17 protein-coding genes and 1 riboswitch are annotated in these 18,540 nt (G+C 73.1%); of the genes, 8 read left to right on the forward strand and 9 right to left on the reverse strand.

From position 1 onward, the window contains the following. Positions 1-248: 248 nt before the first annotated feature. The 5 genes from ACWCO8_RS35225 to ACWCO8_RS35245 are packed head-to-tail and all read right to left on the reverse strand — an operon-like array spanning position 249 to position 6,349. Positions 249-1,148 (reverse strand): ECF transporter S component, encoded by a 900-nt coding sequence (locus tag ACWCO8_RS35225; RefSeq protein ID WP_451035644.1) that lies wholly within the window; start codon positions 1,146-1,148, stop codon positions 249-251. Next, positions 1,112-3,313 (reverse strand): ATP-binding cassette domain-containing protein, encoded by a 2,202-nt coding sequence (locus tag ACWCO8_RS35230; RefSeq protein ID WP_451035614.1) that lies wholly within the window; start codon positions 3,311-3,313, stop codon positions 1,112-1,114. The genes ACWCO8_RS35225 and ACWCO8_RS35230 overlap by 37 nt, the downstream gene beginning before the upstream one ends. Next, positions 3,313-4,431: an energy-coupling factor transporter transmembrane component T gene (locus ACWCO8_RS35235; RefSeq protein ID WP_451035615.1), complete on the reverse strand. Its 1,119-nt coding sequence runs from the start codon at positions 4,429-4,431 to the stop codon at positions 3,313-3,315. Before ACWCO8_RS35235 ends, ACWCO8_RS35230 begins: the two co-directional genes overlap by 1 nt. After that, complete coding sequence (locus ACWCO8_RS35240; RefSeq protein ID WP_451035616.1) at positions 4,428-5,096, reverse strand: SCO2322 family protein; 669 nt, start codon at positions 5,094-5,096, stop codon at positions 4,428-4,430. Before ACWCO8_RS35240 ends, ACWCO8_RS35235 begins: the two co-directional genes overlap by 4 nt. Beyond that, entirely contained in the window at positions 5,093-6,349 is a 1,257-nt protein-coding gene (locus ACWCO8_RS35245) for a prenyltransferase/squalene oxidase repeat-containing protein (protein WP_451035617.1), read from the reverse strand. The genes ACWCO8_RS35240 and ACWCO8_RS35245 overlap by 4 nt, the downstream gene beginning before the upstream one ends. Before the next feature lie 97 nt (positions 6,350-6,446). After that, positions 6,447-6,538, reverse strand: a riboswitch (cobalamin riboswitch). Between the two features lie 349 nt (positions 6,539-6,887). On the opposite strand from ACWCO8_RS35245, the gene ACWCO8_RS35250 reads away from it, so the two are divergent. Continuing rightward, on the forward strand, positions 6,888-8,468 hold the full coding sequence (locus tag ACWCO8_RS35250; protein ID WP_451035618.1) for a serine/threonine-protein kinase: 1,581 nt from the start codon (positions 6,888-6,890) through the stop codon (positions 8,466-8,468). A gap of 21 nt (positions 8,469-8,489) precedes the next feature. On the opposite strand, the gene ACWCO8_RS35255 is transcribed toward ACWCO8_RS35250, so the two are convergent. After that, the gene (locus ACWCO8_RS35255) at positions 8,490-9,530 is read right to left on the reverse strand and encodes an MBL fold metallo-hydrolase (protein ID WP_451035619.1); all 1,041 of its coding nucleotides are present in this window, start codon (positions 9,528-9,530) and stop codon (positions 8,490-8,492) included. A gap of 181 nt (positions 9,531-9,711) precedes the next feature. After that, complete coding sequence (locus ACWCO8_RS35260; protein WP_451035620.1) at positions 9,712-10,689, reverse strand: phage baseplate protein; 978 nt, start codon at positions 10,687-10,689, stop codon at positions 9,712-9,714. 217 nt (positions 10,690-10,906) lie between these two features. Here ACWCO8_RS35260 and ACWCO8_RS35265 point away from each other — a divergent pair, with 217 nt between their 5' ends. From ACWCO8_RS35265 to ACWCO8_RS35280, 4 genes are all read left to right on the forward strand, one after another. Beyond that, a complete protein-coding gene (locus ACWCO8_RS35265; protein ID WP_451035621.1) occupies positions 10,907-12,376 on the forward strand; it encodes an aldehyde dehydrogenase in 1,470 nt (489 codons plus the stop codon). Next, positions 12,376-12,609 (forward strand): ferredoxin, encoded by a 234-nt coding sequence (locus ACWCO8_RS35270; RefSeq protein WP_362016515.1) that lies wholly within the window; start codon positions 12,376-12,378, stop codon positions 12,607-12,609. Before ACWCO8_RS35265 ends, ACWCO8_RS35270 begins: the two co-directional genes overlap by 1 nt. A gap of 69 nt (positions 12,610-12,678) precedes the next feature. Then, positions 12,679-13,242, forward strand: a complete 564-nt coding sequence (locus ACWCO8_RS35275; protein ID WP_451035622.1) for a hypothetical protein — start codon at positions 12,679-12,681, stop codon at positions 13,240-13,242. Positions 13,243-13,350: 108 nt separating this feature from the next. Then, positions 13,351-13,890, forward strand: a complete 540-nt coding sequence (locus tag ACWCO8_RS35280; RefSeq protein ID WP_451035623.1) for a hypothetical protein — start codon at positions 13,351-13,353, stop codon at positions 13,888-13,890. A gap of 32 nt (positions 13,891-13,922) precedes the next feature. Here ACWCO8_RS35280 and ACWCO8_RS35285 read toward each other — a convergent pair whose 3' ends face one another. Then, positions 13,923-14,600: a TetR family transcriptional regulator gene (locus ACWCO8_RS35285; RefSeq protein ID WP_451035624.1), complete on the reverse strand. Its 678-nt coding sequence runs from the start codon at positions 14,598-14,600 to the stop codon at positions 13,923-13,925. A 227-nt stretch (positions 14,601-14,827) separates the two neighbouring features. Here ACWCO8_RS35285 and ACWCO8_RS35290 point away from each other — a divergent pair, with 227 nt between their 5' ends. From ACWCO8_RS35290 to ACWCO8_RS35300, 3 genes are all read left to right on the forward strand, one after another. Then, on the forward strand, positions 14,828-16,159 hold the full coding sequence (locus ACWCO8_RS35290) for a glycosyltransferase family 4 protein (RefSeq protein ID WP_362016523.1): 1,332 nt from the start codon (positions 14,828-14,830) through the stop codon (positions 16,157-16,159). A gap of 73 nt (positions 16,160-16,232) precedes the next feature. Next, positions 16,233-16,988 (forward strand): class I SAM-dependent methyltransferase, encoded by a 756-nt coding sequence (locus ACWCO8_RS35295; RefSeq protein WP_362016525.1) that lies wholly within the window; start codon positions 16,233-16,235, stop codon positions 16,986-16,988. Next, a complete protein-coding gene (locus tag ACWCO8_RS35300) occupies positions 16,985-18,064 on the forward strand; it encodes a prenyltransferase (protein WP_451035625.1) in 1,080 nt (359 codons plus the stop codon). Before ACWCO8_RS35295 ends, ACWCO8_RS35300 begins: the two co-directional genes overlap by 4 nt. A gap of 28 nt (positions 18,065-18,092) precedes the next feature. On the opposite strand, the gene ACWCO8_RS35305 is transcribed toward ACWCO8_RS35300, so the two are convergent. Then, the gene (locus ACWCO8_RS35305) at positions 18,093-18,380 is read right to left on the reverse strand and encodes a hypothetical protein (RefSeq protein WP_451035626.1); all 288 of its coding nucleotides are present in this window, start codon (positions 18,378-18,380) and stop codon (positions 18,093-18,095) included. Positions 18,381-18,540 lie beyond the last annotated feature (160 nt).

An 18,540-nucleotide genomic window follows, 5' to 3' on the forward strand; every position in this document is an offset into this window, starting at 1 on the left:
AGAACCGGGGAACCCGGAGACTGGGGGGAATCCGCCCGACCGAGGAGCTGCGCTGGAGCGCTGCTGCCTGGCGACGTCCACCAGACAAGCAGGGCCGAACGGGCGACGCAACGACCCCGGGTACGAAGCGGAGTCGGACCCGCGACGAAGGCCAGGGGGCGGGGGATGTGATGTTTTCGCAGGTCGACGGCGGGTGTGTGGGGATTTAGGAGGGTATGCCCTCTCTCCTATGCCGCCTCGTACGTGACCTACGTCCTGTGGGGCGCCTCACCCCGAAGGGCCTCTTTCGGGCCTTCGAATGTGACCTGGGCCTCGAAGTTGGCGCGCCGGGTGGCCCGTCGGAGCGCCTTCAGGAGCGTGCCGCCGACGGTGAGGGTGAGGACCACGGTGAGGGAGGCCCGGCCGAGGTCCCAGCCGAGGGAGGTGGCGAGGACGTACGCCAGGAAGCGCACCAGGTTCTCGTTCACCGGGTCCCCGGGCTGGAAGGAGACTCCCGTACCGAGGCCGCCGACGGTGACCCAGCCGTAGAGATTGGTGACGGTGCCGTACGCGAACGCCGCCACGAACCCGTACGCCGACAGCATCAGCAGCTCGCTCCGGCCCCGGATCCCGCGCTCCGCCGCGCCCGGCAGCAGGCCCGCGCCCATGGTGAACCAGCCCATGGCCAGCATCTGGACCGGCATCCAGGGGCCCACACCGCCCGTGAGCAGGGCGGACGCGAACATCGTGACGGCCCCGAGGACGAAGCCGAAGCCCGGCCCGAGGACCCGGCCGCTCAGCACCATCAGGAAGAACATCGGCTCCAGGCCGGCCGTGCCCGCCCCGAGCGGCCGCAGCGCCGCGCCGACGGCCGCGAGCACGCCGAGCATCGCGACGGCCTTCGCGTCCATGCCGGAGTCGGCGATCGTCGCGACCACGACCGCGATGAGGAGGGGGAGGAGGGCGGCGAAGAACCAGGGGGCGTCGGCGGCGTGCGTGGTGACGGCGGAGTCACTGTCGGCGAAGAGGGGCCAGCCGACGGCGATCAGCCCGACGGTGGAGACGAGGGCGAGCGCGGCGACGGAACGGACGCCGAGGCGGATGGGCCGGTTTTTTCTGGTGGGGGCACTCCTCACAGCGCCTCCCTGACCTGCTCGACCGTGAGCCAGGGCTGCGGGGCGAGGATCTTGGCGACCTGCGGGGAGAAGGCGGGGGAGGAGACGACGACCTCGGCCGTCGGGCCGTCCGCGACGACCTCGCCGCCGGCCAGGATCACCACGCGGTGCGCCAGCTCGGCGGCCAGTTCGACGTCGTGGGTGGCGAGCACGATCGCGTGCCCGGCGGCGGCGAGCTCGCGCAGGTGGGCGACGAGGCGGGCCTTGGCGGCGTAGTCGAGACCGCGGGTCGGCTCGTCGAGGAGGAGGAGCGGGGGGCGTCCGGTGAGGACGACGGCGAGCGCGAGGGCGAGGCGCTGGCCTTCGGAGAGGTCGCGGGGGTGGGTGTCGTCCGCGACGCCCGGCAGCAGCTCGGACACCAGCGCCCGGCAGGTCCCGGGGGCGGTGCCCGCGTCGGTGTCGGCGGCGGCGCACTCGGCGCCGACGGTGTCCGCGTACAGCAGGTCACGGGGCTCCTGCGGTACGAGCCCCACGTGGCGGATCAGCTCGCGGGGGTCGGTGCGGTGCGGGGCGCGGCCGGAGACGAGGGCGGTGCCGGAGGTGGGCTCGACGATGCCGACGAGGGCGTTGAGCAGGGTGGACTTGCCGGCGCCGTTGCGCCCCATGAGCGCGACGGTCTCGCCGGCGTCGACCCGCAACTCCACGCGCCGCAACGCCTCGACCCGCCCCCGCCGCACGCCGAGCGCGCGGACGTCGACGAGGGGGGCGGTGGGGGGCGGGGCCGTGTCGGCGACGCCCCGTCCGCGCCGCCGGAACAGGGAGATTCCCCCACCCCGCCCCTTCCCGAAACCCTGCCGGGGGCTGGGGGACGGTTGATCACCGGGGGCTGCCGCCCCCGGCCCGGGCCGCGCGGCAGCTTCGCGCCGCGGGGTGGAGGTGCCGGGACCCTGCGGGGGGCTGGTGGATGGGTGGTCGGCGGGGGCTGCCGCCCCCGGCCCAGGCTGAGCGGCGGCTTCGCGCCGCTCGGCCGAGGTGTCCGGGGCCGGTACCCCCGGCCCGTGGGGGGCGGCTTCGCGCCGCGGGGCGGAGTCGTCTGCCTCCGGACCCTGCTGGGGGGCGCGGGCTCCCGTCCCCGGGCTGGGGCGGGTGGCGGCTTCGTCCCGCTGGGCGGTGGTTGCAGTGTCGGTCGGCTCGGCCGTCGGTCCGGGTGTGGGGGGCGTATTCAGCCCGTCCGGCGTTTGAGGACCGGGGGGCCGGGGGCGGAGCCCCCGGTTACGGGAAGGGGCGGGGTGGGGGAAAGGCCCCGCAGGGCCGCCGCCCTCGGGCGCGCCGGGCTCGGGTGCGCCGGGCGGGCCGCCCTTGAGCGCGCCGCCCTCGGGGCCGCCGCCCTCGGGGCCACCGCCCTCCGGTGTGCGGCCCTCCAAGCGGGACCGGAGGTCGGACGCCATTCGGCGGGCGTCGCGGACCGTCAGAGGGAGCGGGCGCCAGCCCGCCAGGCGGCCCAGGGAGACGACCGGCGGGTGGATCGGGGAGATCGCCATGATCTCGGGCGGCGGGCCCATGACCCCGTCCGGCAGCAGCAGGACCTGGTCCGCGTACTGGACCACCCGCTCCAGGCGGTGCTCCGCCATCAGGACCGTCGTGCCGAGGTCGTGGACAAGGCGCTGGAGCACCGCGAGGACGTCCTCCGCCGCCGCCGGATCGAGCGCCGACGTCGGCTCGTCGAGGACGAGGACCCGCGGGTGCGGGGTCAGCACCGAGCCGATCGCCACCCGCTGCTGCTGCCCGCCCGAGAGCGTCGCGATCGGCCGGTCGCGCAGCTCCGCGAGGCCCAGGAGGTCGAGGGTCTCCTCGACCCGCCGCCGCATCACGGCGGGCGCAAGGCCCAGGGACTCCATCCCGTACGCCAGCTCGTCCTCGACCGTGTCCGTCACGAAGTGCGCGAGCGGGTCCTGGCCGACCGTCCCGACCACGTCCGCGAGCTCACGCGGCTTGTGCGTACGGGTGTCACGCCCCGCGACCGTGACCCGGCCCGTCAGCGTGCCGCCCGTGAAGTGCGGGACCAGGCCCGACACCGCGCCGAGCAGTGTCGACTTGCCGACGCCCGACGGGCCGACGAGCAGGACGAGTTCGCCCTCCGGGATCGTCAGGTCGATGCCCTGGAGCGTGGGCGCGGCCTCGTCCCCGTACCGCACCGAGACGTTCTCGAACCGGATCACTACGACTCCCTCGATACGGATGCGGATGCGGATGCGGAGACAGGCACCGGGGCCACCCACGCCGGCACCAACCCCACCAGCAGCGACACCGCCGGCCACACCGGCAGCTCCGGCGCCTCCAGCGGTACGACCCCCGGATGCAGCGCGTCGTACGCGTACACGTTCGCCCAGATCATCAGCGCCGCCACCGCCACGCCCGAACCGGCCACCAGCCACGCCCGCACGCCCCACCGGTCCGGCCGGTACCGGGTCCGTACCGCACGCAGGCCGCCGAGCCGAAGCCCCGCCATCGCCGCGACAAGCCCGGCGACGACCAGCGGAAGCCCGTACCCCGCGCCCTCCGCCGCCAGCAGCCCGTACGAACCCGCGCACACCCCGAGCAGCCCGCCCAGCGTGAGCAGGTTCGTCGTCCGCCGTACGGCAGGCGGCACCTGCGCCGTACGCCCGTACCCCCGCGCGTCCATCGACGCCGCCACCGCGATCGAGCGCTCCAGCGCACCCTCCAGAACCGGAAGCCCGATCTGCAGCACCGCCCGCACCCCACCCGTCGGCCGCCCCCGCAGCCGCCGGGCGGTCCGCAGCCGCACCACATCGGCCACCATGTTCGGCGCGAACGTCATCGCCACGACGACCGCGACCCCCGCCTCGTACAGCGCGCCCGGCAGCGACTTGAGCAGCCGCGCCGGGTTCGCGAGCGCGTTCGCCGCGCCCACGCAGATCAGCAGGGTCGCCAGCTTCGCCCCGTCGTAGACGGCGAAGACGACCTGCTCCGCCGTCACCCGGCCGCCGATCCGCACGCCCTGCGCCCACTCCGGCATCGGCACCTCGGGCAGCGTGAACAGCTCCACCGTCCCCGGGATCGCCGAGCCGAGCACCACCGAGAACACCACCCGCAGGGCCACCACGAACAGGCCCAGCTTCACGAACGCCCCGTACGAACGCGCCCACGGGGCGTCCGTACGGCGGGCCGCGACGACATAGCCCGCGACCGCGACGATCAGGCCGAGGAGCAGCGGGTTGGTCGTACGGGACGCGGCGACGGCCAGACCGAGCGCCCAGATCCACCAGGCGCCCGCGTGCAGCGCGTTGGAACGGCTCGCCTCGGGGGCACGGATCATGCGCGGCGGCGTGCCTTCCAGAGCGCGGCCCCGCCGAGTACGAGTACGGCGGCTCCACCCACCAGGATCCCGACGGACGGGCCACCGCCGTCGCCCGCGCCGCCGGCGCCGTCAGCCTGGGGAGAGGCCGACGTCGTCGGGTCGGCGCTCGGCTTCGCCGCCACCTGCTCGCCGCAGCCCTTCGCCGGGTACCCGGCGATCCCGCACAGCAGCGCCGCGCTGTCGTACCGCAGCGGCTTCGCCACGGCGGCCAGCGCCTCCGCGCTCGTCGCGTCGGTACGGACCTGCGCGCAGCCGGTCTTCACCGGCGGCTGCGGCGGGGTCTCGCCCTGCGGGGCGTCCTGCGCGGTGCCGAAGTCGATCACGACGGCCACCCGCTTGGTGCCGGCCTTCTCGCCCGTACCGCCGCAGATCCCCGCGAAGTCGGGGCCGGTCGTGGGCTTGGCGGCGTCGTTGGCGTCCTCGCTGACCGCGAAGCGGAAGCCGATCGCGTCGCCGTCGGAGGGCCGGGCGGTCGCCGGGCCCTGGGTCGCGTACGACCACGTCGTCGCGCCGTCGCTCTCCCAGTACGACCAATAGCGATAGCCGGCCGCCTCGGCGGGCGCGGCGGTGGCGGCCAGGGTCAGGACGACACCGGCCGCCGCTCCGAGCAGCCGTGCCCTCACTTCTTGCGCCCGCTCAGCAGGAAGCCGATCCCGATGCCGACGACCGCGCCGATGCCGATGATCCACCACAGGTTGAACGAGTCGGAGTCGCTCTCCTGGCTCGCCTCGGCCTTGGGGGACGGCGTGGCCTTCGGCGCGGGGCCGGTGGCGGTCAGCTCCTTGATCAGGTCGGTCGAACCGAACGCGGTCGGGTCGACGTGCATCGCCTTCGCGGCCAGGATCAGCTGCGCGTACGCGGCCGGGCCGTTCTCCTTCGCCCAGGGCGCGGAGTTCGCCTTGAGCCAGGTCAGCGCGCCGGTCGCCTCCTTCGTCGCACCGGCGGCGGCGAGCGCGACGACGGCGTCGGCGGTGTTGCCGTAGTCGGGCTGCTCGGTCGGGTCGGTGGCGCCGGGCATCGGCGGGGTGTTCAGGTGGCCGGTCTTCGCGAGCGCGGCGGCCAGGTAGGAGGCGCCGTTGAGCGCGGCCCGGTCGATCGTGGGCTTCGTCTCGGCCGTGCAGGCCGGCGTCTGCTGGGGCTCGACACCGAGCGCCGTGATGCCCTTGCCGAGCCCCGCGAGGGTGGCGGCGGCGGTCGCGTCGGCGTTCGCGAGCAGCTTGCCGTCCTTGTCGGGCTGGTACGCGAAGGCGCCCGCGCCGTCCTTGGTGGAGCAGGGCAGGGAGAGGGTGAGCAGGGCGTCGTACGGGGTCTTGCCCTCGGCCGACTTCACCTCGCCGGGCTTCTGGCCGAGCGCGGTGAGCGCGCTGACGACGATCGAGGTGGAATTGGCGTCGCTGGGGCTGCCGGGGTTGTAGCCCCAGCCGCCGTCCTTGTTCTGCACGCTCTTCAGCCAGCTCGCCCCGGCCTCGGCGGACTTGCCGAGCGGCTCCGGGTCGGTGCTCTTGGCCCTGACACCGGTGAACGCCTGGACGGCGACGGCGGTCGCGTTGGTGTCCAGCATGGTGGTGGCGTCACAGGGCTTCGCCGGGTCCGCGCGGAAGGAGGAGTACGCGCCGTTGGCGCACTGCTGCTTCGTCAGCCAGGCCACGGCCTCGTCGGCGGGCTGGACGCCGTTGGTCGTCTGGGCGATGAACGCGAGGGACTGGCGCCACACGCCGTCGTACGTCGGGTCCTTCGTGCCGTAGAGACCGGCCGGGACGGCGGGCGGCGCGGGGGTCGCGGAGGGCGACGGCGCGGCGGTGGCGGCGGGGGCCAGACCGGTGCAGAGCACCGCTGCGGCTGCGAAGGCGGCGGCGCCGCGGCGAACGGTGGTCATGCGTGTGGTGGCCTCTCCTGCGGCCGGGCACCGGCACGCTGAGGCACCAGGCTCGGCTCCGTATTCCTCGACGGTGCCGGCGGTCACGTCCCGGGCGGGGCATTCCGACTTCCGTCCTCAGGGCGCCTTGGCGCGCTGCGAGGGACGGTCACGGCTGCGGGTCAGCGCCGGATTTGCACCGGCTTCCCCCCGTACGGGTGTGATGACGACTCGCACACTCTACCGGCCCGTACCCGGCCGGGCCGGGTGGGGAGGAAGGGGCTGCCCCGGCTCTTCCCGGGCCCCTGCGCGGGCGGGGAGGAAGGGGCTGCCCCGGTCCTCCCCGGGCCCCTGCGCGGGTGGGGAGGAAGGGGCCTGCCCCGGCTCTCCCCGGGCCCCTGACCGGGTGGGTACGAGGGGGTTGCCCGGCTCTCCCCGGGCCCCTGCCCGGGTGGGTACGAGGGGGGCTGCCCGGCTTCGCTGACTCGCCGCCGGGGCGGGGGCCCGCTGTGCCATGCTGGCCGCTGTTCGCGAGGACGGCGTCTCACGGGGGTGTGAAATGCGGCCGTTGACCGAGACCGATCCGCGTCGGGTGGGCGCGTACCGGTTGCTCTACCGCCTGGGGGAGGGCGGCATGGGCTGCGTCTATCTCGGCCGTTCGCCGGGTGGGCGCACGGTCGCGCTGAAGGTGGTGCACGGCACCCTGGCCGGTGACCCCGGATTCCGGCGCCGGTTCGCCCGCGAGGTCAAGGCCGCCCAGTCCTTACGGGGCGCGGGCACCGTACCCGTACTGGACGCGGATCCCGAGGCGGCGGTGCCCTGGCTGGCCACGGCGTACGTTCCCGGGCCCGCGCTCTCCGAGGCCGTGATCGCCCATGGGCCGCTGCCCCAGGAGGCCCTGTGGCGGCTGCTCTCCGGGCTCGCGCACGCGCTCGACGGGGTGCACGGGGCGGGCCTGGTGCACCGGGACGTCAAGCCGTCCAACGTGCTGCTCGCGCAGTCGGGACCGCTCCTCATCGACTTCGGCATCGCGCGCTCGGCCGACGAGACGGCGCTGACCGGGACCGGTCTTGTGGTCGGCTCGCCCGGCTACATGTCGCCCGAGCAGGCGGAGGGCAAGGAGATCTCCTCGGCCGCGGACGTCTTCTCGCTCGGCGCGGTCCTGGCCTTCGCGGCCACCGGGCGCGGGCCGTTCGGCGGCGGCTCGGTGGCCGAGCTGCTCTACCGGCTCGTCCACCACGAGCCGGACCTCGACGGGGTCGGCGGCCGCTTCGGTGAGCTGGCGCGGCACTGCCTGGCCAAGCGGCCGGAGGACCGCCCGACGGTCGCCGAACTGGCCGCCGTCGCCGACGAGCAGGGCGCGACCACCGGCTCCTGGCTGCCCGGGCCGGTGATCGCCGCGATCGCGCAGAAGGCGGAGGAGCTGCTCAACGCGGAGGCGGAGGAGGACTCCTGGGAGGTGGGCGAGCCCGCTGCCACGGCGTCGTCGGAGCGCGTCACCACCGCCCTGCCCTCCCACGCCCCGAAGCCCACGGCGGTCCTCCCGAACCAGGACCCGAACCTGACCCCGACCCCCTACCCGGCCCGGGTGTCGCCCGGACCCCGGCCCAAGGCGGCCGTGCCGCGTGCCCGGGCCGAGTCCAGGGCCCCGTCCGCCCGCGAGAGGGCGGTGAACACCCTGAAGCTCGGGCTCGGCAGACCGCTGTACGCGCTGTTCTTCCTGCTCCCGATGGTGGTCTTCCTCATCGGCGGCGTCGACCTCATGGACCGGGCGATGCGGTACCCCTCCGAATCGGACCAGGAGCAGGGCCCCTTCCAGTGGGCGGCGGACGCGTGGTGGCGCGTGCCCGGCACCCTGGCCCTGTTCGCCGCCATGGTGGGACTCCACCTCTACCGGCGGCGCCTGCTGACGGTCCCGCCCGGCAGGGTCCGGCTGTGGACGGTGGGCGTGGGGCTGTTCTGGATCGCGCTGATCGCGATGACCGTCCTGCACGTCCTGTGGGTCATGTTCGTGGAGAACGCCGCGGCTTACGGCGGCGAGCACTGGCTGCTGTGGGTGGCCCTTCCCATGATGATCCTCGGCGGCGGTACGGCTCCGCTGATCCTGGGGGCGTCGGTGATCAGGATCGCCAAGGCTTGAGCATGAGGTCTACGGCGGACCTCACACCGCCACGTACGTCACCGGCTCCGTACCCGCCACCGCCTCCGCGCGGCCCAGCTTCACGAGCCGGCGCACATGCGCCTCGGCCTCGCTGACCGCGATGTGCCGGGAGCCGTACGGGATCTGGTCCCAGGGGCGGTTCCACTCCATGCGCTCGGCGAGCTGCCAGGGGGTGAGCGGGGTAGCGAGGAGGTCCAGGAGCCGGGTGAGCCGCTCCTCGTGGTGGTCGAGCAACTCCCGTACCCGCCCGGCCGCGTCGGCGAAGGCGTACTGGTGGGCGGGGAGCACCTCCGCGACGCCGAGCCGGCCGATCCGCTCCAGCGAGTCGAGGTAGTCGCCGAGGGGGTCGGTCACCGTGGAGTCGTCCGGGTCCTCGTAGAGGCCGATGTGCGGGGAGATCCCGGGCAGCAGGTGGTCGCCGGAGAAGAGCCGGCCGTGCCCGGGGAGTTGGGAGGGGTGCTCCTCCTCCAGGTGCAGGCAGACGTGGCCGGGGGTGTGGCCGGGGGTCCAGATCGCGCGCAGGCGCCGGCCGGCGAGGTCGAGGAGTTCGCCGGGGACGATCTCGCGGTCGGGCAGGGCGGAGCGGAGCCCGGGCAGGGTGCTCGCGCGGCGGCCCGAGGCCCGGGCGGCGAGGAGCGGCGCGGTGTGCTCCTCGGGCGCGCCGACGGCGGTCAGCTTGCGGGCGAGGTAGTCGAGCCACGTACCCGGCTCGGACTCGCGGGTGCGGCGGACGACGGCGGTGTCGGCGGCGTGCATCGCGATCCACGCCCCGGACGCCTCGCGGACCTGCCCCGAGAGGCCGTGGTGGTCGGGGTGGTGGTGGGTGATGACGACCCCGTGCACGTCCTGTACGGAGGTCCCCAACGCGACCAGCCCGTCGGCCAGTTCGGTCCAGGACGCGGGATCGTCCCAGCCGGTGTCGACGAGCACGGGCCCCCGGTCGGTGTCGAGGACGTGGACGAGGGTGTGCCCGAGGGGGTTGTCCGGGATGGGGACCCGGATCGACCAGACGCCTCCGCCGTGCTCGGTCACCTGGCTCATGGGCCCTCATCTCTCCGCGACGGCAAGACGCCTGCTCGAACACGGCCCACTATAACGAGAACTGACGATCCGTCAGAGTGGCCTGCGTCGCCTTGTCCTCGCCCGTCCCCGAAGCCGCGATCGGCCCGTCGTGGGCGGTGTCCCCCCGGCGGCCGATGACGGGCCGCCGGGCGGACATGGCTCAGACCAGCACGTTCTTGTAGAAGATGCTGGAGCGGCGGTCGCCCTCCACTCCGGTGGCGAAGCCGATGAAGAGACGGGCCTCGCCGGCGTCCGTGCGGTAGATCGCCAGGCCCTCGGGCTCGCGGTGGTGGAGGGTGGAGCCGGCCTTGGTGAGGACGGGGCCCTGCTCCACGGTGCCCGTGTTGATGTCGATGCTCGTGACGTAGGAGTTGCCGTCGCCGGTCGGGGTGCCGTCGCCGGGGTAGGCGTCACCCGTCAGGAAGTACATGTACGAGCCGTAGAGGGTGTAGCCCTGCGGAGTACCGGAGATCGTCGGCTGCTTGAAGTCGACCAGCGGCGTGCCGAAGCTGCGCGTCTCGAAGGCGGAGAGGGGGTACACGGCGATGCGCTTGCCGCCGCTGGAGTGGTAGCGCACGATCACGCGCCGGTAGACCGGATCGACGGAGCAGGTGTACTCGGTGGCCCCGGCGATCGGCCGGTAGGCGGCCGAGCCGGCCGGCGAGCTCAGGGTGGTGTCGGGGGTGTACCGGATGGGGGCGAGCGCGGTGCCGTACCCGTTGCCGTTCGCGGCGCACTCGATCCACAGCTCGGTGCCCGAACCGTCCGGCAGCGCGGCGAAGGCGACACCGTGGCCGAAGCCGTTGAGGTGCATGTACGAGAGGTAGTTCCCGTCGAAGTCCATCTTGTTGATGCACAGGTCGCCGGCGGACTCGGGGCTTCCGCTCCGCTTGGTCGCCACGAACAGGAACTTGTTCACCCAGTCGAAGGCGAAGCTCTGCTGGACCCGCGCGCCGTGCGTGTTCGCGGACCGGAACAGGTCGTGCGACGGCTGCGTGAGGTCGAACCGCTTGGTGACGGCCACGTCGGCCGAGGCGGTCTGCGCGCCGACGCCGAGCCCGAGCGCGGCGAGCGAGGCGCCGACGCCGGTGCGTATGAGGCCGCGGCGGGAGAGGGGGGAGCCGGGGGTGCGGTCCATGGGGGGACTCCAGGCTTGGGTCGGGGGGAAATGGACACGTGATGTTAACCGTCGCGGAGGTGGCGTGATGTGAGGGGTTCGGGTGGGCAGTTGGCCGTCCAAAGGGGCTGGTGGGGGCCCATTCCGTCCGGAGCATTGCTCCCTATAACTAGAACTGGTATCAGTTCTGATACACAGTCAGAAACATCGCGGGTTCCGTTCCGGGAGGCAGTCGGTCATGACCGAGCTTGTGGAGCACGGAAAGCTGTACATCGGCGGGGAGTTGACCGAGCCGGCGGGCGGGGACGTCATCGAGGTGATCTCGCCGCACAGCGAGGAGGTCATCGGTCGCGTGCCGCACGCCTCGCGGGCCGACGTGGACCGGGCCGTCGCCGTCGCCCGGGAGGCGTTCGACAACGGGCCCTGGCCGCGGACGACCCTCGAGGAGCGCATCGCGGTCGTCGGGCGGATCAAGGACGCCATCGCCGTGCGCCACGAGGAGATCGCCCGGTCGATCAGCTCCCAGAACGGCTCCCCGTACTCCTGGAGCGTCCTCGCCCAGGCCCTCGGCGCCATGATGGTCTGGGACGCGGCGATCACCATCGCCCGCGAGTTCCCGTACGAGAGCCGGCGCGCCGGCGTCCTCGGACCGATCATGGTGCGCCGCGAGCCCGTCGGCGTCGTCGCGGCCGTCGTGCCCTGGAACGTCCCGCAGTTCACCGCCGCCGCCAAGCTCGGGCCCGCCCTGCTCGCCGGCTGCACCGTGATCCTCAAGCCGTCGCCCGAGTCGCCCCTCGACTCGTACATCCTCGCCGAGATCGCGACCGAGGCCGGCCTTCCCGAGGGCGTCCTGTCCATCCTGCCCGCCGACCGCGAGGTCAGCGAGTACCTGGTCGGCCACCCGGGCGTCGACAAGGTCTCGTTCACCGGCTCGGTCGCCGCCGGCAAGCGCGTGATGGAGGTCGCCTCCCGCAACCTCACCCGCGTCACCCTCGAACTCGGCGGCAAGTCCGCCGCCGTCATCCTCCCCGACGCCGACCTCGCCGCCACCGTCGCCGGGATCGTCCCCGCCGCCTGGATGAACAACGGCCAGGCCTGCGTCGCCCAGACCCGCATCCTCGCCCCGCGCAGCCGGTACGACGAGATCGCCGAGGCCTTCGCCGCCGCCGCGGGCGCCCTGGTGGTCGGCGACCCGCTCGACCCCGCCACCCAGGTCGGCCCGCTCGTCGCCCAGCGGCAGCGGCAGCGCTCCCTCGACTACATCAAGATCGGGCAGGACGAGGGCGCCAAGGTGCTGACCGGCGGTGGCCGGCCCGCCGGGCTCGACCGCGGCTGGTACGTCGAGCCGACCCTCTTCGGCGGCGTCGACAACTCCATGCGCATCGCCCGCGAGGAGATCTTCGGGCCCGTCATCTGCCTCCTCCCGTACGGGGACGAGAGCGAGGCCCTCGCGATCGCCAACGACTCCGACTTCGGCCTCAGCGGCAGCGTCTGGACCGGGGACGTGGAGCACGGCATCGACTTCTCCCGGAAGGTCCGCACGGGCACCTTCAACATCAACACCTTCAGCCTCGACATGCTCGGCCCCTTCGGCGGCTACAAGAACTCCGGCCTGGGCCGGGAGTTCGGGCCCGAGGGCTTCAGCGAGTACCTGGAGTACAAGATGGTCCACCTGCCGGCCGGGTACGAGGGGCCCGGTGGTGCGTGATGGGCGACCGCTGGATCGTGGAGGTCGACCGGAGCGTGTGCATCGGCTCCGGCATGTGCGTCAACCACGCCCCGGACGGCTTCCGGCTCGACACGGCCCGCCAGTCCCACCCGCGCGACCCGGAGTCCGACGCGAACGAGCGCGTCCTCGCGGCGGCCGAGGGCTGCCCGGTCGAGGCCATCCTGATCACCCTGCTCGACAGCGGGGAGCCGGTCTTCCCGCCTGAGGAGTGACCGGCCCGGTCGACGGGCCCGAGCCGTGTGTGACACTCCTGCGGCATACGTACGACAGGGGTGGGGGACATGGTGAGGATGCGATGGGCTGCCGTGGCGATGGCCGCGGCGGCACTTCTGACCGGGTGCGGCGAGTCCGCGGGGCAGGCCGATGCCGGCACGCCCTTCGGGCGGACCGCGGCCCAGGCCGACATCGACGGGGCCACGGCCGCCGTCGGGCTGCCGGCCTCCGGACGGCCCGAGGCGGTGGCGTCCGCAACGCCCTCCGCCACGCCGTCCACCGAGAAGGAGCGCGAGAAGGAGCGGCTCAAGGCGCGGGCCACGGCCTGTTCGGCGCACTGGATGAGCACGGACCCGGAGCTGCCCGAAAGCGGAGATCCCCGGGGGAAGTTCGACGCCACCACCGCCGAACTGGTGAAGAGGGGGTGGAGGGTGACGACGGACCGCCGCGAGGAGAAGGTCGACGCGAAGGGCAGCACCGTCAGCGTCACGCTCAAGAAGAGCGGCTGGACGCTGATGGGCCGGCATCACGACCTGGGATCCGTCGAGATGGTGTCCTTCCAGGCCTCCGAGGACGCCTGCATGAACGGGTTCAGCCAGAAGGACTGGGATCTCCTGGTGAACCAGGACTGACCGTGGGGTGCACGGCCGGGCGCGGCGCCCCGGACCCTTCCCACGTGCAAAAATCTTCCCTTGATCACGGGGGCAACAGGCCCGTGTGCACTCAGTATTGGGAGAGTTGTGCGCAAGGCGAAGATGGTGGCCGTGGCCGCCGGTGTGGTGCTGCTGGTCGCGGGTTGCGGCAGCGAGGGCGGCTCGGGCAAGAACAAGGGCGGCGGCTCCACCGCCTCCACCTCGGGCTCCACGACCGGCGGCGCGGAGGCGGGCGGCGGCGACAGCCCCACCGCGGCCGCGGTCGAGAAGGAGATCGAGGCCGCGGCCACGGCGGCGGGCTTCGTCCGGGACTCCTCGGGCGAGGACATCCCGGCCGGGCTCAAGGAGTGCATGGTGTCGTGGACGCCCGACGCCCAGAAGGCGGCGGACCCGAAGAAGTCCTACGAGGCCACGGTGACCACGCTGACGGGCGGCGGCTGGACGCAGGGCCAGAAGACCGAGCAGGCCGGCTCCACCGTGCAGACGCTGAACAAGGGCGGCTGGTCGCTCAAGGCCAGCAACCACGGCGCCGCGGGCCTCGCCATGGTGATGTTCATCGGCACGGACAACTCCGCCAAGTGCGAGGCGCTGTTCAAGGCCGACCTGGAGAAGAACAAGAAGCAGTAACGGTCCGCCGTCTGCCGCCTCCCGTGGCCCCTCTACGGGGCCACGGGGCCGGTCGCTGCCGCGGACGCCGAACCGGAACCGGACGCGGAACCGGACGCGGACCCGGACCCCTCCGGCATCGTCAGGTCGATCAAGCGGCACACCGTCTCGATGTCGATCTTGACCTGGGCGATCGAGGCCCGCCCCGACAGCCAGGTGATCAGCGCCGAGTGCCAGGTGTGCTCGATCACCCGTACCGCCGAGAGCTGCTGCGGCGTCGGGTGTTCGAGCCCCATCGAGTCCAGGATGATCGCCGTCGTCAGCCGCGAGACGGTGTCCACCTCCGGGCTGACGCTCCGGTCCGCGAACGTCAGCGCCCGCACCATCGCGTCCGCGAGTTGCGGCTCGCGCTGGAGCGCCCGGAACGCCCGCATCAGCGTCTCCGCGACCCGCTCGGCCGAGGTCTCACCCGCGGGCGGACGCTTCCGCAGCGTGGTGTGCATGTGCTGGAGCTGGTCCTGCATCGTCGCGACCAGCAGATGGATCTTGGAGGGGAAGTAGCGGTACAGCGTGCCCAGGGCCACCCCGGCCGCCTCCGCGACCTCCCGCATCTGTACGGCGTCGAATCCGCCCCGCCCGGCGAGCTGCGCGCTCGCGTGCAGGATGCGACGGCGGCGCGCCTCCTGGCGCTCCGTCAGGGGCGGCGATGCGGGTCTGTCTTCCGCGGTCATGAAGTCCCGTTCCGTGCGGTGGGCGAGCGGCGGTACGGCCGGAGTATGGCGGGGCTTCCGCCGTGGCGCGAATCACCTGGTGCGGCTCTCGCGACGCGGCTACCTGCCGGTAGATTCTGTGCTCCTTGAACGATCAAGAATGATCACGTCTGACAAGTCTGAAACTTGTTCTAGATTAGCGCGAGCGGTTACGCTCCCGCGAAACGCAAGCTCGAAGGGGGCCGCGAGTGACCGCTGAGGCCATAGAGGCAAGCCCCCGCCAGGGCGTCCCGGACCACGGTGACTCCCCGTTGCGGATCGCTCTCCTCACGTACAAGGGAAATCCCTTCTGTGGTGGTCAGGGCGTCTATGTCCGCCACCTCTCCCGTGAACTCGCCCGCCTCGGCCACCACGTCGAGGTCATCGGCTCCCAGCCGTACCCCACCCTCGACGAGGGCGTCCCGCTCACCGAGATCGCCAGCCTCGACCTCTACCGCTCGCCGGACCCCTTCCGTACGCCGAAGCGCGACGAGTACCGCGACTGGATCGACGCCCTCGAGGTCGCCACCATGTGGACCGGCGGATTCCCCGAGCCGCTCACCTTCTCCCTGCGGGCCCGGCGCATGCTCGCCGCCCGCCGCGGCGACTTCGACGTCGTCCACGACAACCAGACGCTCGGCTACGGACTCCTCGGCGGCCCCCGGGTGCTCGGCGCCCCGCTCGTCACCACGATCCACCACCCCATCACCGTCGACCGGCAGCTCGACCTCGACGCCGCCGACGACTGGAAGCGGCGCCTCTCCGTCCGCCGCTGGTACGGCTTCACCCGGATGCAGAAGCGCGTCGCCCGGCGCCTGCCCTCGGTCCTCACCGTCTCCGGCTCCTCCGAGCAGGAGATCGTCTCCCACCTCGGCGTACGCCAGGACCGCGTCCGGGTCGTCCACATCGGCGCCGACACCGACCTCTGGTCCCCCGACCCGTCCGTCGCCGAGGTCCCGGGCCGCATCGTCACCACCTCCAGCGCCGACGTCCCGCTCAAGGGCCTCGTCCACCTCGTCGAGGCCCTCGCGAAGCTCCGCACCGAGAACCCGGCCGCGCACCTCGTCGTCGTCGGCAAGCGCGCCGAGGACGGGCCGGTCGCCCAGGCCATCGAGCGGTACGGGCTCGAAGGCGCCGTCGAGTTCGTCAAGGGGATCTCCGACCGCGAGCTCGTCGACCTCGTCCGGTCCGCCCAGGTCTCCTGCGTACCGTCCCTGTACGAGGGGTTCTCGCTGCCGGCCGCCGAGGCCATGGCCACCGGGACCCCGCTCGTCGCCACCACCGGCGGCGCGATCCCCGAGGTCACCGGAGCCGACGGCGAGACCTGCCTGGCCGTCCGCCCCGGCGACGCGGGCGCCCTCGCGACCGCCCTCGGCCGGCTCCTCGCCGACCCGGAACTCCGCGCGCGCCTCGGGGCGGCGGGGCGCGAGCGTGTCCTCGACCGCTTCACCTGGGCCAAGGCCGCCCAGGGCACGGCGGACCTGTACCGCGAGGCGATCGCCTCCCAGGGGCGTCCCGTACGCCAAGGAGCCCGCCGGTGACCGTGCCCGCCGCCACCGCCCCCGCGTACCGCTCCCACCCCCGCACCACCACCGCACCGGAAGGGCAGACCTCGTGCTGACCGTCGACTTCACCCGCTTCCCGCTCGCCCCCGGCGACCGCGTGCTCGATCTGGGCTGCGGTGCGGGCCGGCACGCCTTCGAGTGCTACCGGCGCGGCGCCCAGGTCGTGGCCCTCGACCAGAACGGCGAGGAGATCCGCGAGGTCGCCAAGTGGTTCGCGGCGATGAAGGAGGCCGGCGAGGCCCCGGCCGGCGCGACCGCCACGGCGATGGAGGGCGACGCGCTCAACCTGCCCTTCCCCGACGAGTCGTTCGACGTCGTGATCATCTCCGAGGTCATGGAGCACATCCCGGACGACAAGGGCGTCCTCGCCGAGATGGTCCGGGTCCTCAAGCCCGGCGGCCGGATCGCCGTCACCGTCCCGCGCTACGGCCCCGAGAAGGTCTGTTGGGCGCTCTCCGACGCGTACCACGAGGTCGAGGGAGGCCACATCCGCATCTACAAGGCGGACGAGCTGCTCGCCAAGATCCGCCAGGCGGGCCTCAAGCCGTACGGCACCCACCACGCGCACGCGCTGCACGCGCCGTACTGGTGGCTGAAGTGCGCGTTCGGCGTGGACAACGACAAGGCGCTGCCGGTACGGGCGTACCACAAGCTCCTGGTCTGGGACATCATGAAGAAGCCCGCCCTGACCCGGGTCGCCGAGCAGCTGCTCAACCCGGTGGTCGGCAAGAGCTTCGTGGCGTACGCGACCAAGCCCCACCTGCCGAAGGCCGACTCCGACTCCGTCGAGGCCGGCGCCAAGTGACGTCTCCCGAGCAGATCGCGGAGCACCTGCTCCTCCCCGGGGTCCTCACCGCCGAACAGGCCGCCGAGACCGTCGCCGGGATCCTCGCCGTCCAGCGCGAGGACGGCGCGATCCCGTGGTTCCGCGGCCACCACCTCGACCCCTGGGACCACACCGAGGCCGCCATGGCCCTGGACACCGCCGGCGAGCACGCGGCGGCGGCCCGGGCGTACGAATGGCTGGCCCGGCACCAGAACGCCGACGGCTCCTGGTACGCGGCCTACCGCGACGGCGACGCGGACGACGTCACCGACCGCGGCCGCGAGTCCAACTTCGTCGCGTACGTCGCCGTCGGCGTCTGGCACCACTACCTCGCGACCGGGGACGACGCGTTCCTCGACCGGATGTGGCCGGTCGTCTACGCCGCCGTCGAGTTCGTCCTCGCGCTCCAGCGGCCCGGCGGGCAGATCGGCTGGAAGCGGGAGGCGGACGGGCAGGCGGTCGAGGACGCGCTCCTCACCGGCAGTTCCTCCATCCACCAGGCGCTGCGCTGCGCGCTCGCCATCGCCGAGGCGCGCGAGGAGCCCCAGCCCGACTGGGAACTGGCGACGGGCGCGCTCGGCCACGCGATCCGCAGCCACCCGGAGCGCTTCCTCGACAAGTCCCGTTACTCGATGGACTGGTACTACCCGGTCCTCGGCGGCGCCGTGAGGGGCGCGGCGGCCACGGCCCGGATCGACGAGCGCTGGGACGATTTCGTCGTCCCCGGCCTCGGCGTGCGGTGCGTGCTGCCCAACCCGTGGGTGACCGGCGGCGAGAGCTGCGAACTCGCCCTCGCCCTCTGGGCGATGGGCGAGTCCGACCGGGCCCTGGAGATACTCCAGTCCATCCAGCACCTGCGGGCCGAGGGCGGCATGTACTGGACGGGGTACGTCTTCGAGGGCGAGGCGGCCGTCTGGCCCGAGGAGCTCACGAGCTGGACGGCCGGTTCGCTGCTGCTCGCCGTGGCGGCGCTGGGCGGCGACGAGGCGACGGTGGCGGTCTTCGGCGGGGAGCGGCTGCCGAGCGGGCTTGAACCGGAGTGCTGCGGGTCCTGAGGGGCGGCGGCGAGGTTTCCGCGGAACGTCAGCGGCTGCGGAGCCTGCCCGCCACCGCGTGCCCGATGGCGAGGTAGACGACGGCGGCGAGACCGTAGCCCGCGACGACCCGCGCCCAGGCGTCGTCGAAGGTGAAGAGGTCGTAGGACCAGGCGGCCAGCCAGCGGGCGGCGTCCTGGACGAAACTCACCAGGGCGTTGGCCCGGTTGGCCTCCAGCAGGTACATGAGGATCCACAGGCCGATCAGGCCGGCGGCTATGTCGGCGGCGACGGCGATGACCCTGGCCGCCTGCGTCGTACCTCTGTGTTCAGTCATGGGTGTCGTTTTGCCGCTTCCCAGGCCCTCGAAACCCGTTCGGAGTCGCCCGAGTGGCGGAGCGGTGGGGGCGGGGCGAGGCTGTGGCCAAAGCCCTCAGGGAGGTCGAGCCGTGCCCAGTTCCGTTGTTCCGTCCGGTGTTCCTTCCGGTCCGATACGC

The organism is Streptomyces sp. NPDC001927, assembly GCF_053594455.1.